This is a genomic window from Rathayibacter sp. VKM Ac-2926 (assembly GCF_022815565.1).
GTDB lineage: Bacteria > Actinomycetota > Actinomycetes > Actinomycetales > Microbacteriaceae > Rathayibacter > Rathayibacter festucae.
Genome location: NZ_JALGRS010000001.1, coordinates 1 through 26485 on the forward strand (window position 1 = coordinate 1; position 26485 = coordinate 26485).

The window sequence follows — 26485 nt, forward strand, 5'->3', positions numbered from 1 at the left end:
CTCCTCAAACGAGCTCTCTGCCGCGAACTCTTCCCCCTCCTCTGCCGACCTTGACAAATAGAAGCTTCGAGATCCACACACGTCAGGAGGGCGAGCCTGCAGACCCACCCTGCTGATGACGGTGGGTCTCGATACGCCCCTGCGGGGCTACTCGACCAGCATGCACTTCCCCGCGGGCTACTCGACCAGCATGCACTTCCCCGCGGGCTACTCGGCCGGCATGCACATCCCTGCAGGCTGGTCAGCCGGCATGCGCATCCCTGCGGCCTACTCGATCGGCATGCACATCCCTGCAGGCTGGTCAGCCGGCATGCGCATCCCTGCGAGCTACTCGGCCGGCGTGCACATCCCTGCGGGCTGCTCAACCGGCATGACGGCGGGATCGCGTGCTCGTCCTCGTCACCTGCCGGCGGAAGGCGTCGCCGCTCGATCGCGGTGGCGGAGGGCTAGGGATTCGAACCCTAGAGACATCTCTGCCCACCAGTTTTCAAGACTGGCTCCATCGGCCGCTCGGACAGCCCTCCCTGCCGCTCCCCGCGGGGAGAGACAGTCGATGGTAACCGACGGCCCGCGCGGCGCGGGAGCGGCGGGCGCCGCGTCGGGTCAGCGCAGGTCGGCGAGGGCGACGGCGACGCCGTCCTCGTGCACACCGGGGAGGATCGCGGAGGCGACCGCGAGGACCTCGGCGGGCGCCTGCCCCATCGCCAGGCCGGCGCCGTGCTCGGCGGCCCAGGTGAGCATCTCGATGTCGTTGCGGCCGTCGCCGAGCGCGACCACGTCGCTCCGCTCGATGCCGAGGCGGTTCCGGACCAGCTCGAGCGCGGTCGACTTGTTGACGCCGTGCGGGGCGATGTCGAGCCAGGCGGTCCAGCCGATGGCGTAGCTGACCTGGTGCAGGCCCATCCGCTCGACGAGCTCGGTGAACTCCTCGATGCCGGTGCCGGGCGAGATGACGACCACGCGGGTGGACTGCACGCCCAGCAGCTCCTCGAACGGGACGTGCACCGTCTCGGCGCCCATCACCGCTCCGCCGGGGAAGGCCTCGGTGTAGGAGAAGGCGCCGTCGGCGTCCTCGACGGCGTAGTGCGCGTCGGGCAGGTGCCGGCGGATGGTCTCGAGGACCTCGGTGGGGTCGAAGGTCTCGACGACGTCGGGGCGGTAGCCGCCCTCCGCCTCGGGGTCGCGGCGCAGGGTGACGGCGCCGTTGCAGCAGATGACGAACTCCGGAGCGATGCCCAGGCGCGCGACCACGGGCAGCGTGGTCGACGGCGAGCGGCCGGTCGCGAGCATGACCTCGTCGCCCTGGGCGACCACCCGCGTGATCGCGTCGACGACCGCGTCGGTGATGGTGCCGTCCTCGTGCATGACGGTGCCGTCGATGTCGAGGGCGATGAGGCGGCGGCCGGCGCTCATGCGGTGCGGACCGGCTCGAGGACCTCGAGGCCGCCCAGGTGCGGGCGCAGCGCCTCGGGGACGAGCACCGAGCCGTCGGCCTGCTGGTGCGTCTCGAGCAGGGCGACGATCCAGCGGGTGGTCGCCAGCGTGCCGTTCAGGGTGGCGACGGGCGCCGTCTTGCCCGACTCGGTGCGGTACCGGGTGTCGAGGCGGCGGGCCTGGAAGGTGGTGCAGTTCGAGGTCGACGTCAGCTCGCGGTAGGCGTCCTGGGTGGGCACCCAGGCCTCGACGTCGAACTTGCGCGCGGCGCTCTGGCCGAGGTCGCCCGCGGCGACGTCGATGACGCGGTAGTGCAGGCCGAGGCTCTGCAGCACGCCCTCCTGGTGGGCGAGCAGGCGCGCGTGCTCCGCCTCCGCGTCCTCGGGCAGCGTGTAGACGAACATCTCGAGCTTGTTGAACTGGTGCACCCGGATGATGCCGCGGGTGTCGCGCCCGCCCGAGCCGGCCTCGCGGCGGTAGCAGGTGCTCCAGCCGGCGTAGCGCTTCGCGCCGCCCGCGAGATCCAGGATCTCGTCGGCGTGGTAGCCGGCGAGCGCCACCTCGCTGGTGCCGGTGAGGTAGAGGTCGTCGTCGCGGAGGCGGTACACCTCGTCGTCGTGCTCACCGAGGAAGCCGGTGCCGTCCATGATCTCGGGGCGCACCAGCGTCGGCGTGATCAGCGGGGTGAAGCCGGCCTCGAGGGCGCGCTCCAGGCCGAGGTTCATCAGCGCGATCTCGAGACGGGCGACGAGGCCCTTGAGGAAGTAGAAGCGCGCGCCGCTGACCTTCGCGCCGCGCTGCATGTCGATGCCGTCGAGCAGCTCGCCGATCTCGAGGTGGTCGCGGGGCGCGAAGTCGAAGACCGGGCGCTCACCCACGGTGCGCACGAGCTCGAACTTGTCCTCGCCACCGGCGGGAACGCCGTCGATGATCGGGTTGGCCAGCCGCTTCACGAGCGAGCCGAAGCGCTCGTCGGCCTCGGCGGCCTCCTGCTGCGCCTGCTTGGCGGCGGCGGCGAGGCGCTGCGCCTCGGCGACCAGGGCCGCCTTCTCGTCCTTCGGCGCCTTCGCGACGGTCTTGCCGAAGGCGTTCTGCTCGGCGCGGAGGCGCTCGGCCTCGGTGATCGCGGCCCGGCGTGCGCGGTCGGCCTCGAGGGCGTCGTCGACGAGCTCGACGGAGTCGCCGCGCGCCTCCTGCGAGCGCTTGAGGACGTCCGGGTTCTCGCGGAGAAGTACGGGATCAATCACCCCAGCAGTTTAGAGGGGCCGGGAGGCGCGCCTGAGGATCGGCCGGGCGGACCGAACCGGCGGGGCCGGGGCTGCGAACCACTTCTGCGCCACCTCCCCCGACGGACGGCGCCGGCCCCCTCCGTTCCCCCGCGAGAGGGTCGCAGCTCTCCACCGCAGCTCCCGACCTCACCCCGAGAGGCCCCGCCATGACTCCCCGACCCCCGACCGTGCGCGTCGAGCGCTCCGGCCCCGTCGCCCGCCTGATCCTCGACCGGCCCGACGATCTCAACGCGCTCGACCTCGACACGGCTCTGCAGCTGGTGCGCGCCCTGATCACGCTGAACGCCGACGCGGGCTGCACCGTCCTCGTCGTCGAGTCCGCGGGTCGCGCGTTCTGCACCGGCGGCGACGTCTCGGCGATCCTGGGCGCCGACCGGCCCGACCAGTACCTCCGCGACCTCGCAACGACCGCGGGCGAGGCCTTCCGCCTCCTCGGCGAGAGCAGCGCCGTCGTCGTCTGCGCGATCGACGGCATCACCGCGGGAGCCGGGATCGCCTTCGCGCTCGCCGCCGACATCGTCGTCGCGACGCCCGCCGCCACCTTCGTCAGCGCCTACGGCGACGTCGGGCTGGTGCCGGACTGCGGCGTCACGGCGACCCTGCCCGCGACGATCGGCCGCCGCCGCGCCCTGGACTTCGTGCTCTCCGGCCGCTCGGTCCGCGCCGCCGAGGCGCTCGAGTGGCAGCTGGTCACCGAGGTCGTCCCCCGCGCCGAGCTCGCGGCCCGCGTCGACGAGCGCGTCCGAGCGCTCGCGGCCCGCCCGCCGCTGGTGGCCGCCGCCGCCAAGCGACTGCTGACCACCGAGCCGCTCGACCTGCGCGAGCGGATCGAGGAGGAGACCGACACCCTCGTCGAGCTGCTCTCCACCGAGCGCACCCGCGCGCTGCTCGAGGCCGAGCACGAGCGGCAGCAGCGCCGCCGGGCCCGCAGCAGCATCGCGGCCTGACCGGTGACCCCCGTCAGGACCGGGCGACGAGCCCGCCGAGATCGCGGATCGACGCCGCCCCCGACTGCTGCAGCATGACCCGGAACTCGCGGTCGAGGAGTCCGAGCAGCCCGGCGACCTCGTCGGCGCCGCCCACGGCGAGCGCCCACATCAGCGGCCGCCCGACGAAGACCGCGCGGGCCCCGAGCGCGAGCGCCGCGAGCACGTGCCGACCCGTGCGCACCCCGCTGTCGATGTAGACCTCGGCGTCGGCGCCGACCGCGTCGACCACCTCGGCGAGCGCCCCAACCGCGGTGATCGAGCCGTCCATCCGCCGGCCGCCGTGCGTCGAGACGACGACCCCGGAGGCGCCCGCGTCGACCGCGCGACGGGCGTCCTCGCCGCGCAGCACGCCCTTCACCAGGACCGGCAGACCGCTGACCGAGCGGAGCCGGCCGATGTCGTCGAGTCCCGGGTTCGGCACGGGACGGCCGAGGACCAGGGCGCGCTCCTGCTCGGTCAGATTGCCGAGCCTCGCCTTGCCGGGGATCTCCGGCCAGGTCAGCGGCTCGATGCCGGGGCGCTCGCCGCGCAGCACCGGCATCTCGACCGTGAGCATCAGAGCGCGGGCGCCGTGCTCAGCGGCCCGCTCGACGAGCGCGTGCGTCACGTCGCGGTCCGCGAGCAGGTAGACCTGGAACCACCACGGCGCGCCCGCCGCGGCGATCCGCTCGAAGGGCAGCGCCGTGTTCGTCGAGACGCCGAGGAGGGTGCCGGCGCGCGCCGCCGCCTCCGCCATCGCGATCTCGCCGCGCGGATCCGCCGCGTTCTGCTGCGCCATCGGCGCGATCAGCACGGGGCCCCGCACCTCGGTGCCGAGGACCGAGGTCGTGGTGCCGCCGTCGAGCTCGCCTCGCAGCGCCGCCGGCCGGAAGCGGATCGCGTCCCAGGCCGCGAGGTCGGCGTCGCGCTCCGAGCGGCCGCCCGCGACGGCGCCGTAGTAGTCGGCGACGAACCAGGGCAGCACCTCGCGGGCGCGCTCCTCCAGCTCGGCGACGAGTCGGCGGGTCGGTGCGCTGTCGGCTGTCATGGGCGGCCTCCCCTTCGAGGGCGCCGGTGCGGCGCGGGGGCGGGGCCGGGAGGCTCCGCCGCGGCTCGACTGTACCCGCGAGCGCCGCCCTGCGATCGGAGAGGCGCCGCGCTGCCTTCTCGGCTACGGTGGTCCCTGCGAAGGGGAGTAGTTCCCACCGTCCGCCGAGCGGACGACGAGGCGCGTCGACATGCTGGTCCGGAGAGTCCCGGACCCGGCACGCCACCCGGATCCTCGCGGAACCGGGCGAACGAGACCTTCGGCCAGTCGACACGTGTCCTGGCCGGTCCTCTCGCGCGGGTCGGCCGGGGTGCCGAAGCCCAGGAGATCCCATGGCGACCACCGCCCGAGACACCCCTTCCTCCCCCACTCCCGTGCAGATCCGCCGCTGGCGGCGCTACCTCGCCGACGAGCTGGCCGAGGCCGCGAGCTATCGCGATCTCGCCGAACGCCGCTCCGGCGAGGAGCGCGAGATCCTGCTCGCCCTGGCCGCCGCTGAGGGCCGGCACGAGGAGCACTGGCGCGAGCTGCTCGGGCCGGCCGCCGAGCCGCAGCCCCGGCCGGACCTGCGCACGCGGCTGCTCGGCTTCCTGACCCGGCAGTTCGGCTCGGTCTTCGTCCTCGCGCTGATCCAGCGCGCCGAGGCCCGCTCGCCGTATGCCGACGACGACGATGCGACGGAGGCGATGGCCGCCGACGAGCGGATCCACGGCGAGGTCGTCCGCGGGCTCGCCGAGCGCGGCCGCAATCGGCTCTCGGGCACCTTCCGCGCGGCGGTGTTCGGCGCCAACGACGGTCTGGTCTCGAACCTGGCGCTCGTCCTCGGCGTCGGCGCGAGCGGAGTCGGCACCGGGGTCGTCCTGTTCACCGGCATCGCCGGGCTGCTCGCGGGCGCGCTCTCGATGGGCGCCGGCGAGTTCGTCTCGGTGCGCTCGCAGCGCGAGCTGCTCTCCGCCTCCTCCCCCGACCTCGACACCAACCACGTCGTCCCCGACCTCGACGTCGACGCCAACGAGCTCTCGCTCGTCTACCGCGCCCGCGGGCTCTCGCAGGAGGACGCGGACGCCCGCGCGGCCCGGGTCTTCGCGGGACTGCGCGGCGGCGCGGCGCCGACCTCGCCGATCACCATCGGCGGAGTGAAGGCCGACCCGTCGGTCGACGAGTACGAGTCGATCGGCACCGGCATGGGCGCGGCGCTGTCGAGCTTCTGCTTCTTCGCCTCGGGAGCGATCATCCCGGTCCTGCCGTACCTGCTCGGGATGTCCGGGCTGGCCGCGGTGGTCCTCGCATCGGTCCTCGTCGGCCTGGCGCTGCTCGCGACCGGCGCGATCGTCGGCCTGCTCTCCGGCGCGCCGCCCCTGGCGCGCGCCCTGCGCCAGCTCGGCATCGGCTACGGTGCGGCGCTCGTCACCTACCTGCTCGGGCTGCTGTTCGGCGCGTCGGGGGTGTAGAGAGGTTCGCACGGGAAGTGCCGGCGACGATGGGTCTCGATACGCCCCTGCGGGGCTACTCGACCAGCATGGCTGCGGCCGTCTCTTCCAAGGAGATCCCCTCTCCGCCGGAGGTGCGGGCGTCAGACGGTCGTCGCCTCGGACTCGGTCTCGACGTCGTCGGAGGGCGCCTGCTTCGCGGGCCTGGACCGCCAGCGCAGTGCTGCGACGCCCATCGCCAGCAGCAGCGCGAACGGCAGGCTGCCCAGCAGCGGGATCGAGGCGTAGTAGGTGATCTGGCGCTGGATCCACTCCGGTGACGGGGTGTCGGAGTCGCCGTAGTACGACGCGGGCGGCGAGGAGTAGCCGCTGTAGAGCAGCGCGACGCCGAGCACGCTGCCGGCCAGCCCCGCGAGCAGCAGGGCGAGCAGCCAGGGGTTCCGCCAGAGCGGCGCTGACGGCTCCACGGCGACCTCGACGCGGCGGACGGACGTCTCCTCGGGCGCGGGATCGGCGAACGGCTCCCGGTCCAGTGCCGCGTCCGAGGGCAGCCGGGCGGGTGCGCTGATCGGAGTGCCGCTCTCGGCCGCCCGCCGCGAGCGCCGGCTGTCGGCCGTGGTCGCGATGTCGGCGAGCGCGGGCGGCCGCCGACGCGCGATCCCCTCCGGTGCCGTCACCGGCCGGGCGAACGCGCGCTCGTCGCCGCGCACCCGGTCCACTCCCCCGGCGAAACCCCGCTGAAAGGCGGCGTCGTACCGCGGATCGACGCGCTCGCGCTCGGCTCCGCCTCGTTCAGTCATCGTCGACCTCCGGTTCGCTGCCGAGGATCCCGCGCAGCCAGTCGCGGGCCTCGATGAACACCTCGTCGTCGTAGCGTCGCACGTACGAGACCGGACGGCGATCCGCACGGGGATACGAGCCGAGGAAGATCACCCGCGGACTGAAGCGGCGGAGCCCCAGAAGGGCGTCGGCGACCCGCTCGTCGTGCACGTGGCCGTCGAGGTCGATGACGAAGCGGTAGCGGCCGAGGGCGTCGCCGATGGGCCGCGACTGGATCATGCTCAGGTTCACTCCGCGGGTCGCGAACTGCTCCAGCATGTCGAGCAGCGCTCCCGGGGCGTCGGAGGGCAGCTCGACGATCAGGCTGGTCTTGTCGGCGCCGGTGGCCTCGGGCAGCTCCCGCGAGCGGGAGACGTGGACGAAGCGGGTGACCGCGTTCGGGTTGTCGCCGATCCGCTCCGCGAGAACCTCGACGTCGTGGTGGGCGACGATGCCCGGCGGCGCGATCGCGGCCTGCGCGGGCGAGCCCGCGAGCAGGTCGATCGTGGCCTGCACGTTGCTCGACGCCGGCAGGTGCTCGTGGCTCGGGATCGTCCGGTCGAGCCACCCGCGGCACTGGCCGTAGGCGACCGGGTGCGCGGCGACGATCCGCACGTCCTCGAGCCGCGCGCCCGGGCGGCCGACCAGGATGAACGACACCGGCACGAGGTACTCGCCGACGATCCGCACGCCCGGGATCCGCGCCAGCGCGTCCTGCGCGGCCGTCACCCCGCCCTCGACCGAGTTCTCGATCGCGATCACCGCGCCGTCGCTGCGCCCAGAGACCAGGTCGTCGAGCGCCTCGCCGACGTTCCCGACGCTCCGCCAGACGTGCCCGCGCGCCTCGGGCACCTGCGCGAGCGCCGCCTCCGTGAACGTGCCGGAGGGCCCGAGATAGCTGTAGGTGCGGGGGGCGGGGGCGGTGTCGGGGACACCGTCGGAGGCGCGGTCGGGCATGGCGGACAGCCTAGCCAGCGCCTGTCCAGCCGGTATCGCGGCCCCGGCGCGACTGCCACTATGGACCCCATGACCGATCGCGCAGGGAAGCCGGCAGAGGCCTCCGATCTCATCGACGTCGAGGCCCTCGTGAGGGCGTACTACGAGAAGAAGCCGGACGTGTCCGACCCCTTGCAGAAGGTGGTCTTCGGCACCTCCGGGCATCGCGGCTCGTCGTTCGACACCGCCTTCAACGAGGACCACATCGCGGCGGTGACCCAGGCCATCGTCGAGTACCGGACGAACGAGGGCATCACCGGGCCGCTCTTCATCGGCGCCGACACCCACGGCCTCTCGCGCCCCGCGCTGACGACGGCGCTCGAGGTGCTGGTCGCCAACGAGGTGCGCGTGCTCGTCGACGAGTTCGACGACTACGTGCCGACCCCGGCGCTCAGCCACGCGATCCTCCGCTACAACAACGACCCGTCGCACACCGACCGGGCCGACGGCATCGTGGTCACCCCCTCGCACAACCCGCCCCGCGACGGCGGCTTCAAGTACAACCCGCCGCACGGCGGCCCCGCCGACTCCGACGCCACCGCCTGGATCGCGAACCGCGCCAACGAGCTGATCGCCGACGGCAACCGCGACGTGAAGTCGGCCGAGCCGAGCGCCGTCGAGACCTACGACTACCGCACCCACTACGTCGCTGACCTGAAGAACATCATCGACATCGACGCGATCAAGAAGGCCGGGGTGAAGATCGGAGCCGACCCGCTGGGCGGCGCCTCGGTGCACTACTGGCAGCTGATCGCCGAGATGTACGAGCTCGACCTGACGGTCGTCAACGGCGAGGTCGACCCGGCCTGGGGCTTCATGACCCTCGACTGGGACGAGAAGATCCGGATGGACCCGTCCTCCCCCAGCGCGATGGCCTCGGTCGTCGCCCGGGCCGGCGACTACGACATCCTCACCGGCAACGACGCCGACGCCGACCGCCACGGCATCGTCACGCCCGATGGCGGCCTGATGAACCCCAACCACTACCTGGCGGTCGCGATCGACTACCTGTACCGCCACCGCTCCGGTTGGCGCGAGGACGCGGCGATCGGCAAGACGCTGGTGTCGTCCTCGATCATCGACCGGGTCGCGGAGTCGCTCGGCCGCCGCCTCTGGGAGGTGCCGGTCGGCTTCAAGTGGTTCGTGCCCGGGCTGGTCGACGGCTCGGTCGGCTTCGGCGGCGAGGAGTCGGCGGGTGCGTCGTTCCTCCGCTTCGACGGGACCGTCTGGACCACCGACAAGGACGGCATCCTGCTGGCGCTGCTCGCCTCGGAGATCGTCGCCGTCACGGGCAAGAGCCCCTCGGCGCTGTACCGCGAGCTGACCGAGCGCTTCGGCGACCCGGTCTACGAGCGCGTCGACGCGGTGGCCACGAAGGCTCAGAAGGCGGCGCTGGGCAAGCTCGACGGCGACGCTATCTCGGCGACCACCCTGGCCGGCGAGGAGATCGTCGCCAAGCTCTCGAAGGCCCCCGGCAACGACGCGGCGGTCGGCGGCGTCAAGGTCGTCACCGAGAACGCGTGGTTCGCCGCGCGCCCCTCCGGCACCGAGGACGTCTACAAGATCTACGCCGAGTCCTTCCGCGGCCTCGACCACCTGCACGAGGTGCAGGCCGAGGCCCGCACCATCGTCGACGCCGCCCTGGGCTCCTAGCCCGCGCGCCGCCCGCGGCTCGCTACCGCTGAGTCGCCCGAGAAGGCTCGTTCCCCACCCCGGGAACGAGCCTTCTCGGGCGAGTCAGTGCTGCAGCGCCGCGCGCACCTGGGCGACGACGGAGGCGAGGTCGGCGAGGTCGTCGCCGGTGAGCTCGATCACGGTCCAGCCGGCCGCGCGGAGGCGGCGGGCGCGGGCGACGTCCCTGCGCCACTGGCCGGGCTCCGAGCGGTGGTAGTCGCCGTGGTACTCGATGATCAGGCGGGCCGTGGCGATGCACAGGTCGACCCGACCGAGGAAGGCGCCCGATTCGTCACGGATCTCGACGTTCGCCTCGAGACCCTGGATGCCTGCGAGCACGAGCGCGACGCGGACCTGCGACTCGGGCCGCGACTCCGCGCGGCCGTCGAGCAGCCCGAGGGCTCGACGCAGGCGCGCGATCCCGCGTCGACCCGGGTGCCGGGCGAGCGCGGCACGCAGGGACTCCTCGCCGACGAGACGCCGGTGGAGGAGATCGTCGCCGACAGCGACGAGGTCCGCCAGCTCGAGGACGGCACCGAGGTCGCACCAGGTGCGGGCCGGAGTGGTCAGCGCGCCTCGCTTGCCGAGGACGATGTCGACGTCGCGATCGACCGTGAGGCTGCGGCCCGCCAGCCCTCGCGCGTGCGGCGCCCTGGCCGGTGCGACGACGGCGACGTCCAGGACGGCGCGCTGCTCCCAGCACCGGTCGAGCGGAGCGCCCCACAGCAGCGCCGCGGTCGGCCCGCAGACGAAGACGTGGTCGCCGAGCCGGTGCTGCACCGCCGCACAGCGATCCGCGAGCGTGACGGCCGGAGCCGACGATCTGACTCCGTAGGCCGGCGACGAGAACTCCGCCGACCGCATCCGCGCCCGCGACAGCCCCGCGGCGCTCCCCTCCGCCACCCTGAAGAGGCCCTCCGGCCCGTCGCCACTCACCGCGCCATGCTGGCGCCCCTGAGCGACCCGTGCGTCGAGTTGTCCACAGGCACCACTGACTCGCCCGAGAAGGCTCGTTCTCGGGGTGGAGAACGAGCCTTCTCGGGCGACTCAGCGGGTGACGGCTACCAGCGGGGGTGGACCGTAGGGCGGAAGTGGGTGTCGTAGAGGGCGTTGACGGCCTCCATGAAGGCGGGGCCGAGGGGGGCGGCGTCCGCGGCGGTGGCGTTCGCCTTCGCCTGCTCGACGGAGCGGGCGCCGGGGATGACGGCGGTGACGCCGTCCTGCTGGATGATCCAGGCCAGCGCGGCGGCGGCGGGGGCGAGGCCGTGGTCGGCGGCCAGGAGGGAGAACTCCTGAGCGGCCTCGACGCCGGTCGCGAAGTCGACGCCGGAGAAGGTCTCGCCGACGTCGAAGGCGGAGCCGTCGCGGTTGTAGGTGCGGTGGTCGTCGGGTGCGAAGGTCGTCTCCGTCGTGTAGCGGCCGCTGAGGAGGCCGGACGCGAGCGGGACGCGCGCCAGGATCCCGACGCCGGCCTCGCGGGCCGCCGGCAGCACCGCGTCGAGCGGCTTGAGGCGGAACGCGTTCAGGATGATCTGGACGCTCGCCACGTTCGGCCGCGCGATGGCGGTGAGCGCCTCCTCCGTGCGCTCGACCGAGACGCCGTAGTGCGCGATGGCGCCCTCGTCGACCAGGGTGTCCAGTGCGTCGAAGACGGCGTCGTCGGAGTAGACGGAGGTCGGCGGGCAGTGCAGCTGCACGAGATCGAGCGTGTCGACGCCGAGGTTCGAGCGCGAGCGGTCGGTCCAGGCGCGGAAGTTGTCCAGCACGTAGTTCGCGGGGACCTGCTCGACGCGGCGGCCCATCTTCGTCGCGACGAAGACGCCCGCGTCGGGGTGCGCGGCGCGCCAGGCGCCGATGGTCCGCTCGCTGCGGCCGTCGCCGTAGACGTCGGCGGTGTCGAAGAGGGTGACGCCGGACTCCGCCGCGGCGTCGAGGATCGCGAGGGCGTCGCTCTCCGCGACGTCACCCCAGTCGGCACCGAGCTGCCAGGTTCCGAGGCCGACGACGGAGACGGGCGCACCAGTGCGGCCGAAGATTCGAGTTTCCATTCCTCCACCGTAGGTGCGGCCGGAGGATGCGAGCAGCCCCTTGCGCGTGCCCTACCGTCGGAGCATGAGCCTCGTCGTCCTCGGAAGCGCCAATCTCGATCACGTCCACCGGGTCGCCCGCATCCCCGCGCCCGGCGAGACCGTCCTCGCCCTCGACTCCCGCACCTTCCCCGGCGGCAAGGGGCTCAACCAGGCGGTCGCCGCCGCCCGCACGGTCGCGGGCAGCAGCTTCGTCACGAGCCTCGGCCGCGACGCCGCGGGCGACGAGCTCGCGGGGCTGCTGGCGGAGGAGCCGCTCGAGCTGCACGCGCGCCGCGGCGGCGAGCGCACCGGCACGGCGCAGATCACGGTGGACGACGCGGGCGAGAACGCGATCGTCGTCGACTCCGGGGCCAATGCCGCCTTCACCGACCTGACCGCGCAGGAGGAGGCGCTGATCGCCAGCGCCTCGGCGCTCCTGCTGCAGCTCGAGATCCCGGTCCCGACCGTGCTGGCGGCGGCGCGGGCCGGCCACGCGGCGGGGACCACCACGATCCTCAACGCGGCGCCGATCGGCCCGCTGCCCGAGGAGCTGCTCGCCGAGCTGGACGTGCTGATCGTCAACGAGCACGAGGCGCGCGAGCTCGGCGCGGAGCGCGGCATCGCGGCGGCGGACGACACGGCCCTCGCCGTCGCCCTCACGGCGCTCGTCCCGGTGGTGCTGGTCACCCTCGGTGCGGACGGCGTCGTGGTCGCCGTCCGCGACCAGGAGCCGGTGCGCGCACCGGCCTTCCGCGTCTCCGTCGTCGACACGACCGGCGCGGGCGACACCTTCTGCGGCGTCTTCGCGGCACGGCTCGCGAGCGGCGGCGAGAGGCTCGACGACCCGGCCGCACTGGTCGAGCTCGTCCGCTGGGCGACCGCCGCCGCGGCGATCTCGGTCACCCGGGCGGGAGCGGCGGTCTCGACGCCGACGGCCGCCGAGACGGAGGCCTTCCTCGCCGAGCACGGCGCCTAGCGGCGGCACCCTCAGCGACGACGCGCTTCAGCGTCAGTCGACGGAGGCGATCCTGACCGCGATGCGCGCGCGGCGCCCGGGGTGCTCGCGCCGGCACCACTCGCGCACCGCGGAGCCGACCGCGCGGGCGATGTCGGGCGCCGACGACTCCGCGGCGACGCAGACCTCCGCGGACACCGACACCTCGTCGCCGAGGACGCGCACGAGCACCGGCTCGGCGAAGGTGCCGCCGGAGACCGCACCGAGCGGGCCGTCGGCCGGATCGACGGTGGCGGGCGTCAGCGCGCCGGCCGCGTGCGCGAGGACGTCGCGCACCTGGCCGCGCGCCGGGACGAGCATCGCCACTCCCACGAGGGCGCGGATCTCGGCGGTGAGCACGGCGGCCGCGCTCGGCGCGGATCCGCCGAGGGCGACCGCGGGGACCAGCAGGGCCGGAGGGACGGGGATCGGCTCGGACCCGCTCACGACTCCTCCCCTCCCGGCACGTAGACGTCCTCGACGCGCACGTCGATCGTCGAGACGCGCAGCTCGGTCTGGGTGAGCAGCCGCGAGTGGATGCGCTCGCGCACCTGCTGGGCCGCGTCGGCGATCGGCACGCCCCAGAACACCGAGATCGTCACCTCGACCGCGATGTCGGCACCCGGATCGGCGACGTCGCCCTGCAGCCGGCAGCGGCCGACGAGGACTCCGGAGACGCTGTCGCCCGCCTCGCGGACGATGCCGCGGACGGCGCCCTCGGTGATCGTCAGCTCGACGTCGGGGTCGGTGCTCGCGAGCGGGATGTCGCGTCCGGCCCGCGCCTCGCGCCGCACCTGGGTGAGGATCGAGCCGAACCAGCTCTCGGTGGGCGCGGGCAGGTGCGCCGCGTCGTCGTCGATCAGCGCACCGGAGAGCGCGCGGACGCGCTCGAGGGCGCGCAGCGTGCGCCGGTGCTCCGGCGACTCCTCGATGGCGGGGTCGTAGGGCAGGCGGCCCCGGTCCAGGTAGTCGCCGAGCTCGTCGATGCCGATCGCGTCGGCGGAGCCGTCGTCCGGCTCGGCGTCGGCGTCGTCCGCGACCAGCGGCACGGGCAGCGGCAGCACGGCGTCCTCGCCGGTGCCGGGCAGGCCGGGCGTCCCGCCGGGCGTCTCGTCCGGGGTCATCGCGCCGACTCCTTCATCGCGCCGACTCCTTCTCCGCGGGCCCTCATCGCCAGTCCTCCATCGCCACGACCAGCGACTCCCGTGCTCGGGCGAGCTTGCCGCGGACGGCGGTGGCGGTGATGCCGAGGTGCTCGGCGATCTCACTGTACGACTCGCCGCCGACCTCGCGGAGCAGCCAGCACTGCCGCTGGGTCTCGGGCAGCTCGGCCAGCGCCTGGGCGAGAGCGCGCATCGCGTCGCTCTGCTCGACCGACTCGAACGGCCCGGGCTCGCGCGCCGGCGGGTGCTCGACGGCGTCGACGTCGTCGACCGGCTTGCGCTGGCGGAGCAGGTCGACGCTGGAGCGGCTGACGATCCGCATCATCCAGCTCCGCACGCTCGCCGGCTCCTGGAGCTGCGGGAGCTGGGCCCAGACGGTGATCAGCGCGTTCTGCACCGCGTCGGAGGCGTCCGCCTGCGAGCCGGTCAGCCGCCAGGCGTAGGCGCGGAGGATCGACTGGTGCCGCTTGACCAGCACCTCGAACGCGCGGACGTCGCCCTCGGCGGAGCGCTCGGCGAGGAGCGCGTCGCTCGCCGTCTCCAGACCGGGCATGGGACTCCTCCAGCGGGCACCGGCTCGAGCCGGCATCGACCATCAGGTGACTATCAGGAAAAACTCCGGATCGCACCGTGACGAATCCCCGTCGGGCTCCGTCTCACTCATGAAAGCACAGCCCGACGGGAAATCCGCCGGACTCCCCGACCCCGGCCGCGCACCACCAGCGGCCGACGACACGCACAGGAGTCACCATGAGCGACAGCACGCGCACCCCCGCCACCCCCGTTACCCCCACCGCCCCCCGCGTCGACAAGGCGTCGGTCGACACCGTCACCAGCCTCGGCAACAGCGCCGCCTCGGGCACGGCCCAGGGCCGCACCGTCATCGACGACGCCGTGATCGCCAAGGTCGCCGGCATCGCCGCGCGCCAGGTGCCCGGCGTCTTCGCCCTCGGCAACAACGCCGCCCGTGCCTTCGGCGCGATCCGCTCGGCCGTCGGCGGCAACGACCACGCCCAGGGCGTCAGCGTCGAGGTCGGCGAGACCCAGGTCGCCGCCGACGTCACCCTCGTCGTCGAGTACCCGGTGCCGATGCAGTCGGTCGCCGACCAGGTCCGCGCCGCGGTCTCCGAGGCCATCACCGAGCTCGTCGGCATGTCCGTCGCCGAGATCAACGTCGCCATCGTCGACGTGCACATCCCCGGTGAGGACAAGGGCGACACCGAGACCGAGAGCCGCGTCCGATGAGCGAACCCCGCACCCCCGCCCCCGCCCCGGCCGGCCGCAGCACCACGCTCGGCCTCGTCGTCGGCGCGATCCTCGCCTTCGCCTCCCTGCTCTTCGGCTTCTGGGGCTTCGTCCTCACCGCCGTGTTCATGGCGCTCGGCGTCCTGATCGCGCGGATGCTGGACGGCTCGCTCGACGTGCGCAGCCTCGTGGACGTGTTCCGCGGCCGCACCACCTCCCGCTAGGAGTCGCCGTGACCGCACTCGACCAGCGTCCCGGCGAGCGGACCGCTCCGTCGGAGCCGGGGACCGTCACCATCTCCGTCCGCTCCCTCGAGCGGATGGCCGTGGCGGTCGTCCACGAGGAGCTGGGCGTCGAGGTCTCCGCGATCCGCGTCCGGCTGTCGGACGACAGCGGCGGCCTCGCGCTCGCCGTCTCCGCCCCGGTCCTGACCGAGGGCGCTTCCACCGCCGAGGGGAGCCTGCTCGATCGCCTCCACCGCGACCGGGCGGCCATCGCCTCCCGGATGGGCGCGCTCACCGGCCGCACCGTCAGCCGCGTGGACATCCGCGTGACCGGCACCCGCACCCCGACCCGAGCCACGAGGAGAGTCGCATGAGCCCCGCAGCCACACCGCGCGACGCGGCACCGGACGCGCGCTACCGCCGCTACCTGCGCCGCGAGACCCACAGCTCGCGCTCGGCCGCCCAGATCGTCGTGCTCGTGCTGATCATCCTGATCGCCGCGTACGTCGGAACGGAGGCGGTGCTCGCGATCTTCGGTGCCGCTCCGCTGCTGCTCGCTCCGTCCGCGCTCCTCGGCGCGATCGTCGGCGTGACCGATCTCGCCTCCGGCGCGATCATCGGCATCGCCGTCGGCACTGCGGTGCTGGCGCTGATCCTGCTGGTGCTCGCCCTCGCCCCGGGGGCCCGCGCCCGCCACACCGTGGCGGACGACCGGCTCGCCGTCGTGATCGACGACGGCGTGATCGCCTCCTCCCTCGCCCGCTCGGCCCGCTCGGCCGCCCGGTCGCGTCGCGAGGACACCCGCGCCTCGATCGGCCGCCGCACCGCCGTGATCGAGGTGACCCCCTCCTCGGGGATCACCGTCGACCGCGACTCCGTGCAGTCCGCGGTCGACGACGAGCTGAGCCGCATCGCGGCGACGCCCGCCACCCGCGCCACCGTCCGCATCTCCGAGTCCGGGAGGATCTGATGACCACGAGCAACCGGTTCGTGAACCGCCTGATCCTCTTCCTGGTCGGCCTGGTCCTCGCCGCCGTCACCGCAGGCCTGGTCCTGATCGCCGTCTCGCAGCCGGTCCGCGACGCGGTCGCGGACTTCGCGGACGGCCAGGGCGCGGCCCTCGTCTCCCGCATCTCGCCGGAGGACGGCACCGCCTGGAGCGACGCGGCCGTGCTGTGGCCGCTCTACGCGATCCTCGGCATCTGCCTGCTGGGCATCGTGCTCGCGATCGTCCTGATCTCCGCGCACGGCCACGGCCGCACGAGCACCGTCCTCACCGACGCGGGCTCGTCCAGCGGGGTCGCCGGAGAGGTCGAGATCGCCACCGGCTTCGCCGAGGACGTGCTCGAGAACGCGCTGGCCGGCCGCACCGACCTGATCGACGTCACGGTCTCGGCGTACCGCCACGGCTCGTCGACGGCGCTCAAGGTCCGGGTCCTGCCCCGCGGCGGGGTCTCACCCCGCACGGTCGTGGACGCCGTGCACCAGGAGGTCCTGGAGCTCGATCGCCTGCTCGGCGCGCGACTGCCCGTCGTGCTCGAGGTCGCCTCGAGCGCCCGGGCCGGGTTCTCCAAGGAGGACCGGGTCGCCTGACCCGCGAGCGCCCGCGCTCGCCCACCACTTCCTCCGGCGGCCGTCGCCGGAGGACGAACCGAATCGAACGGAAGGAGCCCCTCATGGGTGCTGACGACAAGATCCGCAACGCGGCCGAGAACCTGCTCGGCAAGGCCAAGGAAGCGGCCGGCAAGCTGACCGACAACGAGAAGCTCGAGGCCGAGGGCAAGGCCGACCAGACCAAGGCGCACACCAAGAAGGTCGGCGAGGACGTCAAGGACGTCTTCAAGAACTGACGCCCTCGTCGAACGACGAAGAGGCCGCCTGTCGCTGATGCGACGGCGGCCTCTTCCGCTGTGTCCGGGCTCCCTGCGGAGTCCTGGGCTCGCGGCCCCGGGGTTCCGGCTCAGACGCTCCAGAACATGATGCGTCCGGCCGAGGCCGAGTCGATGCTCTGGTCGAGGTTGTCGGCGGTGTGCGAGGAGTAGAGGATCGTGCTCCCCTTCACGCTCGTGACGACGCCGGTGTGGTCCCAGTCGCCCGAGCCGTCCCAGTCGAACTGCACGACGTCGCCGGGCTTGACCTCCGAGCGCTGCGCGTTCGTGAGGGGCGTCGCCCGCTCCGGGTGCGCGGCCAGGTAGGAGTTGAAGGCGGTCGAGGAGGCCCAGGCCGAGCTGTAGCCGCCGGTGCGCGAGTAGCTCCACTCGCCGTCCATCTCCCAGCCGCGGGCGATCAGCGACTGCGAGGTGAAGTTGACGCAGTCGTTGCCGCCGATGACGCCGTACTGCGCGGAGTTGTAGTCGGACCAGTAGGTCTGCAGGTAGTCGAGCTGCGACGCGAGGCGGCTGGCCTCGAGCGCGGCGGCGGCCTTCGCGGCCTCGATCGCCGGGTCGGGCGTGTAGGCGAAGGTGATCGCGGAGGCGACGACCTTGGTGGTCGCGAGGACGCCGGTGGCGGTCGGGCTGGGCGAGGCCGTCGCGGTGGGGGCGACGAGCTCGGCGGGCTGCGCCTCGGTGGCGGCGGTGGCCGGCGTCGCGGTCGGAGCGGCGGTCGCGTCGGCGGCCGTCGGAGTGGCCGCCGGAGTGGCCGTGGTCGCGGTCAGCGGCTCCTCGGTCGGAGTCGTGGTGTCCACGGCGGGCTGCACCGTCTCGACCGGCGTGCCGTCCACGGTCGCGGCGGCGACGGAGTCCGTGACGGCGTCGAAGGTGATCGGCGCTCCCCCGGCGTCGAAGAAGGCGACGGGGACGACACCCTCGGTCTCGCCGTCCGCGGGCGGAGCGGTGACGGTGATCTGGTCGGGGTTGTCGACGGTGACGCTGCCCTCGGCGTCGCCGAAGCGGACCGTGGCGACGGAGTCGAGGTTCGAGCCGGCGATGGTGACGCTCGTGCCGCCGGCGACGGTGCCGGTGGTGGTCGAGACGCTGCTGAGCACCACGCGGGCGTCGGCCGTGGTGGCCGGCAGCACGGTGACGGGAGCGGCCGTCACGGTCGAAGCGGCGGTGGAGGCGGTCGCCGACTCGGCGTCGGCGGAGGCGCCGACGGTGAGGCTCACGCCGGAGGCGGCGGCCACGAGGACGAGCCCGCCCGACATCGCCAGCACGAGGTGCCGGCGCGAGGGGCGGAAGAAGGAGGAGCCGCGACGAGCGGGCTCGACGCGCTGGCGGTGCCCCTCGGCGGCGCGACGGTCGCGGCGGGAGGGGAAGACGTCGCCGCTGGCGGGGTGCAGCGGCGCTCCGGCGGAGGGGCGGATGCCCTCGGCGGCCGGCGCGAGCGCGGCGGGAGCGAGGACGGCCGGGTCCGGGGCCTCGACGGCGGGGGCGGCGGCAGCGGCAGGAGCGGCGACCGGAGTCGCGCGGACGCGGCCCTCGCGCTCGCGCGCCTCACGGCGGGTCAGCGGCGGTGCGAGCTGAGCGTCGGCGGGGGCGACCTCGGCGGCAGCGGGCACGGTGGAACGGGTGGAACTGTGGGGCACAGGGGAACTCACGGGTCGGTGCGCACGGGGGCGGGGGCGTGCGGGATTTCAGGGGGAAGCGGCCATGTCACCACGCGGGAGTCGGAGTCCCCTAAGGGCGACCTCCGAAAGCACTCCGAGTAACGGTACGGTAACAACGCCCGTCTGTCACGTCCGGTTCTGATCACGGCCGCCTCCGCAAGCCCTTGCGGACCGATTTCCGGACACATCCGGATGTCCGAACGGACACGCCTTCAGCCCTCGCGCCGCTCGATCCTGCGAACGGCCGCACGCCGCCGGTTGTGCAGCCACCCCCAGCTGGAGAAGTTCCGGGCGTAGAAGATCCAGATCCCCGGGATGGTCGGCAGACCCTCCTCCGCCAGGCGCGCGTTGATCCGTTGCCCGTCCTTCCCAGTGCCGTCGCTCTCGGCGAAGACCGATTGGAGGCGAACGAGCACGTCGGAGGAGAACGGATGTCCGGCGATCGCGGCGTCGATCACCTCCAGGTCGCGCTGCAGCTTCTCCCGCGTCGGTCTCCGGAGCACCGCGCTTCCCTTCCGCCTCTCGGCCACGCGGGCGGGAACCCCTCCCGCCCGCGTCTCAACAGGCTTGTCACCCTCCAGCGGATGCGCCGACAGCTCCCAGTCCGTTCGAGCGCAGGGCAGGCTCGCCGACGGACGACGGGCGGGTTCAACCCCGATGCCGCTCGATCTTCCGCACGGCCGCGCGCCGCCGGTTGTGCAGCCACCACCAGCTGAGCGAGTACCGCAGCGTGGAAGCTCCGATCGTCTGAAGTTCCGGCAGGCCCTGCTCACGGAGTCGCGCGCTGATCAGCTCCTTGTCCCCGTCGCCGTCCTCGATGACGGCGAAGGCGCGCGTGATCGGCTCGGACCTGAAGGGATGCGCTGCAATGGCGTCATCGATCGAGCGGAGCTCACGCAATAAGCACTCAGGTGAACGTCGGCGGAACACGCTCCGGCCCTACTTTCCCCTGAGGCAGACCATGATCGCGGACGAGCGCTTCGAGGAGGCGTGCAGCGGGAACGTCATGAGATCTCCTTCGATCGAAAGCGAGCCTGCCTCGCTTTGAAGGAGAGGTTAGGGACGTGCTCGTTCGAACGGAAGGCGTGGCGCGGGATGCCCGACAGGGCGCGCCGGGATGCGCGAGGAGGTGATCTCGAGCCCGCCGATCAGCCGACCGGGGGCGCGCTAGGAGACCGTGCCCGGCGCGTAGTCGGGGGCGTCCGGCAGACCGAACAGGCGCTCGAGGGTCGGGATGCCGGCGTCGTGCAGGTGCTGCGCGAGCTCCACGCCGATGTAGCGGAGGTGGTACGGCTCGGACTCGTAGCCGGTGATCGGCGTGGTGTCGGGCTTGTAGCGGACGAGGAAGCCGAAGCGGTGCGCGTTCGCGCCGACCCACTGGCCCTCGGGGGTATCGCCCCAGCAGATCTCGAGCGCGCAGGTCCCCGAGGAGCCGACGACGTCGACGGCCCAGCCGGTCTGGTGCTCGCTGTGCCCCGGGCGCGCGCTGGTCGCGTCCGCTCCGGCCTGGCCGCGCGAGGACACCCAGCCGGCGTAGACGCTGACCTGGGTGTCGTAGGAGCGGTAGGCGCTCTGCACCGCGAGCGTCAGGCCGGCCTCGCTCGAGGCCGCCGCGAACATCGGCACCAGCGCGTCCGCGGTCGCCTGGCGCATCGGCTGGCGGTTGACGTAGCGGACGTCCGGGGAGACGAGGTCGGCCGGCACGTAGTCGACCGGGTTCAGGGTGCGGAGCTTGTTGACGACCACCCAGATGCTGGCCGGGTCGTCGTTCGAGTGGGCGGAGAGGTCGATCCCCGGCGTCGCGGTCGGCGTCGGCGTGGGCGTCTCGGTCGGGGTCTCGACCGGAGCGGCGCTCGCCGTGGCGGAGGCGCCGGCCGACGCGCCCGGGGTGGCACTCGGAGTCGCGGACGCGGTCGGAGCGCTCGCGCGCCCCGCACCGAGGGCCGCGTTCACGCCCACGGCGGCGATCCCGGCGGCCACGGCGACTCCCCCGATCACCAGGGCTCGGCGCCGTACGGGGCGCCCGTCGGGGGCCGGGTTCTCGTCCGAGGTCATGCTCCGAGCCTACGCGGGGCCCCGTTCGCGCCCGCGGAGAGCCCTGTCAAGCACTGAGGGGTGTATCCGTTCAGCACTGCTCCTCCATGGGGGTGTCGAATATCCTCAAAGGATTCACATAAGCAGACCCCCTAGCTTGAGTGACAGCCTCGGCGACCGCGCGCATCCGCCCCCTCGGATGAGCCGCCCACCGGTCCCGATGACGAGAGGACCCCATGCTGCGCCCCCTGCACGTCCGAGCAGTCCCCCTCCCCGCCCTCGCCCGCGCGATCGAGCTGCCCGACGGCGACGTCCCGCCCGTCGAGGTGACCGGGATCACGCTCACCGCCTCGGACGTCGAGCCGGGCGACCTCTTCGTCGCCCTCGCCGGCGTCCACCGCCACGGCTCCGACTTCGTCGCCGAGGCCGCCGAGCGCGGCGCCGTCGGCGTCCTCACCGATCCGGCCGGCGAGTCCGCCTCGCGCGCCACCGGTCTGCCCGTGCTGGTCGTCGACGACCCGCGGGCCCGCCTCGGCGCCGTCGCCGCCGTCGTCTACGCGACCACCGAGCGCGCCCCCCTGCTCCTCGGCGTCACCGGCACCAACGGCAAGACCTCGACGGTGCACATGCTCGAGGGGATGCTCCGCCAGCTCGGCGTCGTGCCGGGCCTGAGTTCCACGGCCGAGCGCCACATCGGCGACACCTCGGTGACGAGCGGGCTGACCACTCCCGAGGCCACCGAGCTGCACGCTCTCATCGCCCGGATGCAGGAGGAGGGCGTCGGCGCCGCGGCGATCGAGGTCAGCGCGCAGGCCCTCACCCGGCACCGCGTCGACGGCGTCGTCTTCGACGTCGCGGCGTTCACGAACCTGAGCCACGACCACCTCGACGACTACGGCGACATGGACACCTACTTCGCCCAGAAGGTGCAGCTGTTCCAGCCCGACCGCTCCCGCCGCGCGGTCGTCTCGCTCGACTCGCCCGCCGGGCAGCGGGTCGTGGCGGAGGCGGGCGTGCCCGTCACCACGATCACCTCGCTCCCCGACGTCGACGCCGACTGGCGGGTGAGCATCCTCGAGCAGGAGTTCGGCCGCACCCACTTCCGCGTCGAGAACCGGGAGAACCGGGCGATCACCACCTCCGTCCCGATCATCGGCTCGCACATGGCGGCCAACGCCGCCCTGGCGATCGTGATGCTGATCGAGGCGGGCCGGCCGATCGGCGAGATCCGCGCCGCCCTGCACCGCGACGGCGGCCTCGACGTCTCGCTCCCCGGCCGCACCGAGCGCGTCTCGGGCGAGCGCGGCCCCACCGTCTACGTCGACTTCGGTCACAGCGCCGACGCCTTCGCTCGCACGCTCGAGGCGGTCCGCGAGGTCACCCCCGGCCGCGTGATCATGGTCTTCGGCGCCGACGGCGACCGCGACGCGCTGAAGCGGCCCGCGATGGCCGAGGCGGCGGTCTCGGGCAGCGACGTGCTGGTGATCACCGACCACCACCCGCGCTTCGAGGATCCGGCGTCGATCCGAGCCACGCTGCTGGCGGCGGCTCGGGCGGCGCGTCCCGACGGCGAGATCCACGAGGTCGACGACCCCAAGCGGGCGATCCGCGTCGCGGTGTCGCTGGCGCACGAGGGCGACTCGATCCTCTGGGCGGGACCCGGGCACCAGAACTACCGCGATATCGAGGGCGTGCGGACGCCGTACTCGGCGCGAGCGGAGGCGCGGGCGGCGCTCCGCGAGGCCGGCTGGGCCGAGGCGGGGGTGCCGGCGCACAGCTGATCGCCGGCGCTCCGGGCCCTCGATCGCCGGCGCTCCGGGCCCTCGATCGCCGGCGCTCCGGGCCCTCGACCGCCGGCGCTTCGGACCCTTGATCGGCGGCACTCCCGGACCCTGATCGACGGCCTCGGACCGCGGATCGGGCGGTCCCCTCTGAGATCCTCCACAGGCTCGCCGGAAGCAGTGCCGGTGAGCTCGCACGCGGTGTAACTTTGCGCAGCACGCAACGTTTGCGGCGGTCCGCCGTGCCCTGGCGGCGTCCGCCAGACAAGGGGACCCCCGTGACCGATTCCGCCCGCCCGCCCGCGACCGCCGCCTCCCCGTCGGGCGCGATCATGACGCACCGCCAGATCCTCTTCGTGATCTTCGGCCTGATGGCGGGGATGTTCCTGTCCTCGCTCGACCAGACCATCGTCGGCACGTCGATGCGCACCATCGCCGACGACCTCGACGGCCTCTCGCAGCAGGCCTGGGTCACCACCGCGTACCTGATCGTCTCGACGATCGCGACGCCGATCTACGGCAAGCTCTCCGACATCTTCGGCCGCCGCCCGCTCTACCTGATCGCGATCGTCCTGTTCCTGATCGGCTCCCTCCTGGCCGGCTTCGCGACCTCGATGCTCGGCCTCGCCGGCTTCCGCGCGGTGCAGGGCCTCGGCGCCGGCGGACTGATGTCGCTCGCCCTCACCGTGATGGGCGACATCCTCCCGCCGCGCGAGCGCGCCAAGTACCAGGGCTACTTCCTCGCCGTCTTCGGCATCTCGAGCGTCGTCGGTCCGCTGATCGGCGGGCTCCTCGCCGGCACCCCCGAGATCCTCTTCATCACCGGCTGGCGCTGGGTCTTCCTGATCAACCTGCCGATCGGCGCCGTCGCGCTCTTCATCGTGGTGCGCTTCCTGCACCTGCCCAAGCCCGCCGCCCGCCGCTCCGTGCGGATCGACTGGTGGGGCGCCGCGCTCGTCATCGTCGCCGCCGTCCCGCTCCTCCTGGTCGCCGAGCAGGGCCGCGAGTGGGGCTGGGGCTCGCCGATCGCCTGGGTCTGCTACGTCGTCGGCGTGCTCGGCATCGTCGGCTTCATCGCCGCGGAGCGGATGATGGGCGACGACGCGCTGATCCCGCTCAAGCTCTTCCGCTCGCCGACCTTCTCGATGGCGACCGTCCTGGGCGTGCTCGTCGGCTTCGGCATGTTCGGCGGCATGATGGCGCTCCCGCTCTACCTGCAGCTCGTCAACGGCGCGACGCCGACCGAGTCCGGCTTCCTGATGCTGCCGATGATCCTCGGCCTGATGATCGCCTCGATCGTCTCGGGCCAGATCATCTCGCGCACCGGCCGCTACCGCGCCTTCCCCATCCTCGGCACCTTCCTGATGTCGGCGGCGTTCTTCTACCTGTCCTTCGTCTCGATCGACAAGCCGGTGATCTTCGTGATGGGCGGCATGCTGCTGCTCGGCCTCGGCCTCGGCCAGATGATGCAGACGCTGACCCTCGCCTCGCAGAACTCGGTCGACACGGCGAACATGGGCGTCGCGACCAGCGCCTCGACGTTCTTCCGCCAGATCGGCGGCACGCTGGGCACCGCGGTCATCTTCTCGGTGCTGTTCAGCCGCATCCCGGAGACGATCGCCGCGGCGTTCAAGAACCCGACGATCGCTGCGAACCTGCAGGCCGCCGCCTCGGACCCGACCATCGCGGCCGACCCGGCCAACGCCGGCATCCTGAAGCTGCTGCAGTCGCAGGACTCGTCGGCGATCGGCTCCGCACTCGACGGCGACACCTCGTTCCTGAACACGGCGAACGACGCGCTCTCGGCGCCGTTCCTCACCGGCTTCAACGACGCGACGGTGACCGTGTTCCAGGTCGCGCTCGGCGTGGTCCTGCTCGCCTTCGTGCTCTCCTGGTTCCTGAAGACCCCGCCGCTGCGGGCGAAGTCGGCCATGCAGGAGGCTCACGACCTCGCGAACGAGGACGCCGCGGCCGAGCTGCGCCGCACCGACCCGCAGATGGCCGCCCGCGCCGGTGCCGATCTCGCCGCCGGGAGCATCGAGCCCGACGTGCGGACCGACTCCGTCGCCACGGCGCCCCGGCGCACGGAGGACGGCGACCGGCGGGCCTGAACCCTCCGACTGCCTCGGCAGCCACCCCTGACGGCCCGGACGCCTCGGCGTGCCGGGCCGTCGGCGTTCCCGGAGCCACGCCACCGCCCGCTGTGCGGCCCGGCCCACCGCCCACCCCGCCAGCGCGGTGAGAGAGCGCTCCACCGGGATGGTCGTAGGATGACGGGACAGCCGCCGAAGGAGTCCGCAGTGACCGTTCCCCCCTCCCCCGCCTCGCCGACCCTGCCGGAGCAGATCGCCCTGGCCGAGCGCCTCGCCGCGCGCGACTGGCCCGCCGGCTTCCTCTGGGGCTCCGCCACCGCCGCCGCGCAGATCGAGGGCGCCGGCCACGAGGGCGGCAAGGAGGACAGCATCTGGGACGCCTTCTCCCGCGTCCCCGGTGCCGTCGCGAACGGCGACACCCCCGAGGTCGCCGTGGACCACTACCACCGCATGCCCGCCGACGTGCAGCTGATGAAGCGCCTCGGCCTCGACTCCTACCGCTTCTCGGTCAGCTGGTCGCGGGTGAAGCCCGGCGACCGCGCCGTCAACACCGAGGGACTCGACTTCTACTCCCGCCTCGTCGACGAGCTGCTCGGCGCCGGCGTCCTGCCCTGGCTGACCCTCTACCACTGGGACCTCCCGCAGGCCCTCGAGGAGACGGGCGGCTGGACGAACCGCGACACCGCCCAGCGCTTCCGGGACTACGCGGAGGCCGTGCACGCGCGCCTCGGCGACCGCGTGGCGCACTGGACCACCTTCAACGAGCCGTTCTGCTCGACCCTGCTCTCCTACGGCGCCGGGATCCACGCGCCCGGCGTGATCTCGCAGCAGGCCGCTCTCGCCGCCGTGCACCACACCCACCTCGCGCACGGGCTCGCCGTCTCGGCCCTGCGCGAGCTCGGCGCACAGAACCTCGGCATCACGCTCAACCTCTCCAACGCCGTCCCCGACGACCCGGAGGACGAGGTCGACCTCGACGCCGCCCGCCGCTTCGACGCGCTGCAGAACCGCATCTTCCTCGACCCGCTGCTGCTCGGCGAGTACCCCGAGGACCTGCTCGAGGACGTCGCGGGCCTGGGCCTGGACGAGCTGATCCAGGACGGCGACCTGGCGACGATCGCACAGCCGCTCGACTTCCTCGGCGTGAACCACTACCACGACGACAACGTCTCCGGGCACCCGCTGCCGGCCGGCGCGGAGGACTTCGCCCAGGCCACCGAGCGCGAGGTCGGCTCGCCGTGGGTCGGCTCGGAGTCGATCACCTTCCCCTCGCGCGGCCTCCCCCGGACCGCGATGGACTGGGAGGTGCACCCCGACGGGCTGCGCTACCTGCTCACCCGGCTGGGCCTGGAGTACGAGAACCTGCCGCCGCTCTACGTCACCGAGAACGGCGCCGCGTACGACGACGTCGTCGAGGACGGCCGCGTGCACGACGTCGACCGCACGCAGTACGTGCTCGACCACGTCGAGAAGGTCGCCGACGCGATCGACCAGGGCGCCGACGTCCGCGGCTACTTCGTCTGGTCGCTGCTCGACAACTACGAGTGGGCCTGGGGCTACGAGAAGCGCTTCGGCATCGTCCGCGTCGACTACTCCAGCCAGGAGCGGCTGATCAAGGACTCGGGACTCGTCTACTCGCGCCTCATCGGCGGCGCCGCGGCCGAGGCGCTGGACTAG

27 protein-coding genes and 1 tRNA gene are annotated in these 26485 nt (G+C 73.1%); 13 read left to right on the forward strand and 15 right to left on the reverse strand.

Annotation, left to right across the window (positions count from 1 at the left end; translation table 11 throughout):
* Nucleotides 1-436: 436 nt before the first annotated feature.
* The 3 genes from MT351_RS00005 to serS form a co-directional block, all read right to left on the reverse strand.
* Nucleotides 437-524 (reverse strand) — tRNA-Ser (locus tag MT351_RS00005).
* 79 nt (nt 525-603) lie between these two features.
* A complete protein-coding gene (locus MT351_RS00010; protein ID WP_123734998.1) occupies nt 604-1413 on the reverse strand; it encodes an HAD family hydrolase in 810 nt (269 codons plus the stop codon).
* Nucleotides 1410-2681 (reverse strand): serine--tRNA ligase, encoded by a 1272-nt coding sequence (gene serS, locus MT351_RS00015; protein WP_132434677.1) that lies wholly within the window; start codon nt 2679-2681, stop codon nt 1410-1412. The genes MT351_RS00010 and serS overlap by 4 nt, the downstream gene beginning before the upstream one ends.
* 188 nt (nt 2682-2869) lie before the next feature.
* Here serS and MT351_RS00020 point away from each other — a divergent pair, with 188 nt between their 5' ends.
* Nucleotides 2870-3670 carry an enoyl-CoA hydratase/isomerase family protein gene (locus MT351_RS00020; RefSeq protein WP_132434679.1) on the forward strand — a complete coding sequence of 267 codons (801 nt, stop codon included), beginning with the start codon at nt 2870-2872 and terminating at the stop codon, nt 3668-3670.
* A 13-nt stretch (nt 3671-3683) separates the two neighbouring features.
* On the opposite strand, the gene MT351_RS00025 is transcribed toward MT351_RS00020, so the two are convergent.
* Nucleotides 3684-4739, reverse strand: coding sequence for an alpha-hydroxy-acid oxidizing protein (locus tag MT351_RS00025; RefSeq protein WP_243580967.1), 1056 nt, complete (start codon nt 4737-4739; stop codon nt 3684-3686).
* 332 nt (nt 4740-5071) lie between these two features.
* Between MT351_RS00025 and MT351_RS00030 the strand changes: the two genes are divergently transcribed.
* Nucleotides 5072-6190: a VIT1/CCC1 transporter family protein gene (locus MT351_RS00030; RefSeq protein WP_123445000.1), complete on the forward strand. Its 1119-nt coding sequence runs from the start codon at nt 5072-5074 to the stop codon at nt 6188-6190.
* Between the two features lie 122 nt (nt 6191-6312).
* Here the strand turns inward: MT351_RS00030 and MT351_RS00035 are convergent, their stop codons facing one another.
* Nucleotides 6313-6969 (reverse strand): hypothetical protein, encoded by a 657-nt coding sequence (locus MT351_RS00035; protein WP_132434683.1) that lies wholly within the window; start codon nt 6967-6969, stop codon nt 6313-6315.
* Nucleotides 6962-7945, reverse strand: a complete 984-nt coding sequence (gene pheA / locus MT351_RS00040; RefSeq protein ID WP_132434685.1) for a prephenate dehydratase — start codon at nt 7943-7945, stop codon at nt 6962-6964. Before pheA ends, MT351_RS00035 begins: the two co-directional genes overlap by 8 nt.
* A gap of 69 nt (nt 7946-8014) precedes the next feature.
* Between pheA and pgm the strand changes: the two genes are divergently transcribed.
* Nucleotides 8015-9637: a phosphoglucomutase (alpha-D-glucose-1,6-bisphosphate-dependent) gene (gene pgm, locus MT351_RS00045; RefSeq protein WP_132434687.1), complete on the forward strand. Its 1623-nt coding sequence runs from the start codon at nt 8015-8017 to the stop codon at nt 9635-9637.
* Nucleotides 9638-9721: 84 nt separating this feature from the next.
* On the opposite strand, the gene MT351_RS00050 is transcribed toward pgm, so the two are convergent.
* Nucleotides 9722-10594, reverse strand: a complete 873-nt coding sequence (locus MT351_RS00050) for a DUF559 domain-containing protein (RefSeq protein WP_132434689.1) — start codon at nt 10592-10594, stop codon at nt 9722-9724.
* A 125-nt stretch (nt 10595-10719) separates the two neighbouring features.
* Nucleotides 10720-11706, reverse strand: a complete 987-nt coding sequence (locus MT351_RS00055) for an aldo/keto reductase (protein ID WP_123734990.1) — start codon at nt 11704-11706, stop codon at nt 10720-10722.
* Between the two features lie 64 nt (nt 11707-11770).
* Here MT351_RS00055 and MT351_RS00060 point away from each other — a divergent pair, with 64 nt between their 5' ends.
* A complete protein-coding gene (locus MT351_RS00060; RefSeq protein WP_123734989.1) occupies nt 11771-12703 on the forward strand; it encodes a ribokinase in 933 nt (310 codons plus the stop codon).
* Nucleotides 12704-12736: 33 nt separating this feature from the next.
* Here the strand turns inward: MT351_RS00060 and MT351_RS00065 are convergent, their stop codons facing one another.
* From MT351_RS00065 to MT351_RS00075, 3 genes are read right to left on the reverse strand one after another with little or no spacing between them, the layout of a single operon-like run.
* The gene (locus MT351_RS00065; protein WP_123734988.1) at nt 12737-13168 is read right to left on the reverse strand and encodes a hypothetical protein; all 432 of its coding nucleotides are present in this window, start codon (nt 13166-13168) and stop codon (nt 12737-12739) included.
* Nucleotides 13165-13845 (reverse strand): Asp23/Gls24 family envelope stress response protein, encoded by a 681-nt coding sequence (locus MT351_RS00070; RefSeq protein WP_123734987.1) that lies wholly within the window; start codon nt 13843-13845, stop codon nt 13165-13167. Before MT351_RS00070 ends, MT351_RS00065 begins: the two co-directional genes overlap by 4 nt.
* Before the next feature lie 43 nt (nt 13846-13888).
* Complete coding sequence (locus tag MT351_RS00075; protein WP_123444992.1) at nt 13889-14437, reverse strand: RNA polymerase sigma factor; 549 nt, start codon at nt 14435-14437, stop codon at nt 13889-13891.
* Between the two features lie 197 nt (nt 14438-14634).
* Between MT351_RS00075 and MT351_RS00080 the strand changes: the two genes are divergently transcribed.
* The 6 genes from MT351_RS00080 (at nt 14635) to MT351_RS00105 (ending at nt 17203) form a co-directional block, all read left to right on the forward strand.
* Nucleotides 14635-15129, forward strand: coding sequence for an Asp23/Gls24 family envelope stress response protein (locus MT351_RS00080; RefSeq protein ID WP_123734986.1), 495 nt, complete (start codon nt 14635-14637; stop codon nt 15127-15129).
* Nucleotides 15126-15353: a DUF2273 domain-containing protein gene (locus tag MT351_RS00085; RefSeq protein WP_123734985.1), complete on the forward strand. Its 228-nt coding sequence runs from the start codon at nt 15126-15128 to the stop codon at nt 15351-15353. The genes MT351_RS00080 and MT351_RS00085 overlap by 4 nt, the downstream gene beginning before the upstream one ends.
* 8 nt (nt 15354-15361) lie before the next feature.
* Nucleotides 15362-15727, forward strand: coding sequence for a hypothetical protein (locus MT351_RS00090; protein WP_123734984.1), 366 nt, complete (start codon nt 15362-15364; stop codon nt 15725-15727).
* Nucleotides 15724-16323 carry a hypothetical protein gene (locus MT351_RS00095; RefSeq protein ID WP_123734983.1) on the forward strand — a complete coding sequence of 200 codons (600 nt, stop codon included), beginning with the start codon at nt 15724-15726 and terminating at the stop codon, nt 16321-16323. The genes MT351_RS00090 and MT351_RS00095 overlap by 4 nt, the downstream gene beginning before the upstream one ends.
* A complete protein-coding gene (locus tag MT351_RS00100) occupies nt 16323-16946 on the forward strand; it encodes a hypothetical protein (protein WP_123734982.1) in 624 nt (207 codons plus the stop codon). Before MT351_RS00095 ends, MT351_RS00100 begins: the two co-directional genes overlap by 1 nt.
* An 83-nt stretch (nt 16947-17029) precedes the next feature.
* Nucleotides 17030-17203, forward strand: coding sequence for a CsbD family protein (locus tag MT351_RS00105; protein ID WP_123702005.1), 174 nt, complete (start codon nt 17030-17032; stop codon nt 17201-17203).
* A 110-nt stretch (nt 17204-17313) separates the two neighbouring features.
* Here MT351_RS00105 and MT351_RS00110 read toward each other — a convergent pair whose 3' ends face one another.
* The 4 genes from MT351_RS00110 to MT351_RS00125 all read right to left on the reverse strand — a co-directional run bounded on the left by MT351_RS00110 (nt 17314) and on the right by MT351_RS00125 (nt 20955).
* Nucleotides 17314-18879: an amidase domain-containing protein gene (locus tag MT351_RS00110; protein WP_243580968.1), complete on the reverse strand. Its 1566-nt coding sequence runs from the start codon at nt 18877-18879 to the stop codon at nt 17314-17316.
* A gap of 233 nt (nt 18880-19112) precedes the next feature.
* Complete coding sequence (locus MT351_RS00115) at nt 19113-19403, reverse strand: hypothetical protein (protein WP_123734980.1); 291 nt, start codon at nt 19401-19403, stop codon at nt 19113-19115.
* A 145-nt stretch (nt 19404-19548) separates the two neighbouring features.
* On the reverse strand, nt 19549-19830 hold the full coding sequence (locus tag MT351_RS00120) for a hypothetical protein (protein ID WP_243580969.1): 282 nt from the start codon (nt 19828-19830) through the stop codon (nt 19549-19551).
* Between the two features lie 237 nt (nt 19831-20067).
* Nucleotides 20068-20955, reverse strand: a complete 888-nt coding sequence (locus MT351_RS00125; RefSeq protein ID WP_165908962.1) for a M15 family metallopeptidase — start codon at nt 20953-20955, stop codon at nt 20068-20070.
* A 215-nt stretch (nt 20956-21170) separates the two neighbouring features.
* Between MT351_RS00125 and MT351_RS00130 the strand changes: the two genes are divergently transcribed.
* The 3 genes from MT351_RS00130 (at nt 21171) to MT351_RS00140 (ending at nt 26485) form a co-directional block, all read left to right on the forward strand.
* Nucleotides 21171-22715 carry a Mur ligase family protein gene (locus MT351_RS00130; protein WP_123734977.1) on the forward strand — a complete coding sequence of 515 codons (1545 nt, stop codon included), beginning with the start codon at nt 21171-21173 and terminating at the stop codon, nt 22713-22715.
* Between the two features lie 332 nt (nt 22716-23047).
* A complete protein-coding gene (locus MT351_RS00135) occupies nt 23048-24826 on the forward strand; it encodes an MDR family MFS transporter (protein WP_123735569.1) in 1779 nt (592 codons plus the stop codon).
* Nucleotides 24827-24985: 159 nt separating this feature from the next.
* The gene (locus tag MT351_RS00140) at nt 24986-26485 is read left to right on the forward strand and encodes a GH1 family beta-glucosidase (protein WP_123734976.1); all 1500 of its coding nucleotides are present in this window, start codon (nt 24986-24988) and stop codon (nt 26483-26485) included.

Excerpts from the sequence above, each read along its gene's own strand:
- MT351_RS00010 (WP_123734998.1), bottom strand. The coding sequence starts at position 1,413 with ATGAGCGCCGGCCGCCGCCTCATCGCCCTCGACATCGACGGCACCGTC.
- MT351_RS00020 (WP_132434679.1), top strand. The coding sequence starts at position 2,870 with ATGACTCCCCGACCCCCGACCGTGCGCGTCGAGCGCTCCGGCCCCGTC.
- MT351_RS00025 (WP_243580967.1), bottom strand. The coding sequence starts at position 4,739 with ATGACAGCCGACAGCGCACCGACCCGCCGACTCGTCGCCGAGCTGGAG.
- MT351_RS00030 (WP_123445000.1), top strand. The coding sequence starts at position 5,072 with ATGGCGACCACCGCCCGAGACACCCCTTCCTCCCCCACTCCCGTGCAG.
- MT351_RS00035 (WP_132434683.1), bottom strand. The coding sequence starts at position 6,969 with ATGACTGAACGAGGCGGAGCCGAGCGCGAGCGCGTCGATCCGCGGTAC.
- pheA (WP_132434685.1), bottom strand. The coding sequence starts at position 7,945 with ATGCCCGACCGCGCCTCCGACGGTGTCCCCGACACCGCCCCCGCCCCC.
- pgm (WP_132434687.1), top strand. The coding sequence starts at position 8,015 with ATGACCGATCGCGCAGGGAAGCCGGCAGAGGCCTCCGATCTCATCGAC.
- MT351_RS00055 (WP_123734990.1), bottom strand. The coding sequence starts at position 11,706 with ATGGAAACTCGAATCTTCGGCCGCACTGGTGCGCCCGTCTCCGTCGTC.
- MT351_RS00060 (WP_123734989.1), top strand. The coding sequence starts at position 11,771 with ATGAGCCTCGTCGTCCTCGGAAGCGCCAATCTCGATCACGTCCACCGG.
- MT351_RS00070 (WP_123734987.1), bottom strand. The coding sequence starts at position 13,845 with ATGACCCCGGACGAGACGCCCGGCGGGACGCCCGGCCTGCCCGGCACC.
- MT351_RS00075 (WP_123444992.1), bottom strand. The coding sequence starts at position 14,437 with ATGCCCGGTCTGGAGACGGCGAGCGACGCGCTCCTCGCCGAGCGCTCC.
- MT351_RS00080 (WP_123734986.1), top strand. The coding sequence starts at position 14,635 with ATGAGCGACAGCACGCGCACCCCCGCCACCCCCGTTACCCCCACCGCC.
- MT351_RS00085 (WP_123734985.1), top strand. The coding sequence starts at position 15,126 with ATGAGCGAACCCCGCACCCCCGCCCCCGCCCCGGCCGGCCGCAGCACC.
- MT351_RS00095 (WP_123734983.1), top strand. The coding sequence starts at position 15,724 with ATGAGCCCCGCAGCCACACCGCGCGACGCGGCACCGGACGCGCGCTAC.
- MT351_RS00100 (WP_123734982.1), top strand. The coding sequence starts at position 16,323 with ATGACCACGAGCAACCGGTTCGTGAACCGCCTGATCCTCTTCCTGGTC.
- MT351_RS00105 (WP_123702005.1), top strand. The coding sequence starts at position 17,030 with ATGGGTGCTGACGACAAGATCCGCAACGCGGCCGAGAACCTGCTCGGC.
- MT351_RS00125 (WP_165908962.1), bottom strand. The coding sequence starts at position 20,955 with ATGACCTCGGACGAGAACCCGGCCCCCGACGGGCGCCCCGTACGGCGC.
- MT351_RS00130 (WP_123734977.1), top strand. The coding sequence starts at position 21,171 with ATGCTGCGCCCCCTGCACGTCCGAGCAGTCCCCCTCCCCGCCCTCGCC.
- MT351_RS00135 (WP_123735569.1), top strand. The coding sequence starts at position 23,048 with ATGACGCACCGCCAGATCCTCTTCGTGATCTTCGGCCTGATGGCGGGG.
- MT351_RS00140 (WP_123734976.1), top strand. The coding sequence starts at position 24,986 with ATGACGGGACAGCCGCCGAAGGAGTCCGCAGTGACCGTTCCCCCCTCC.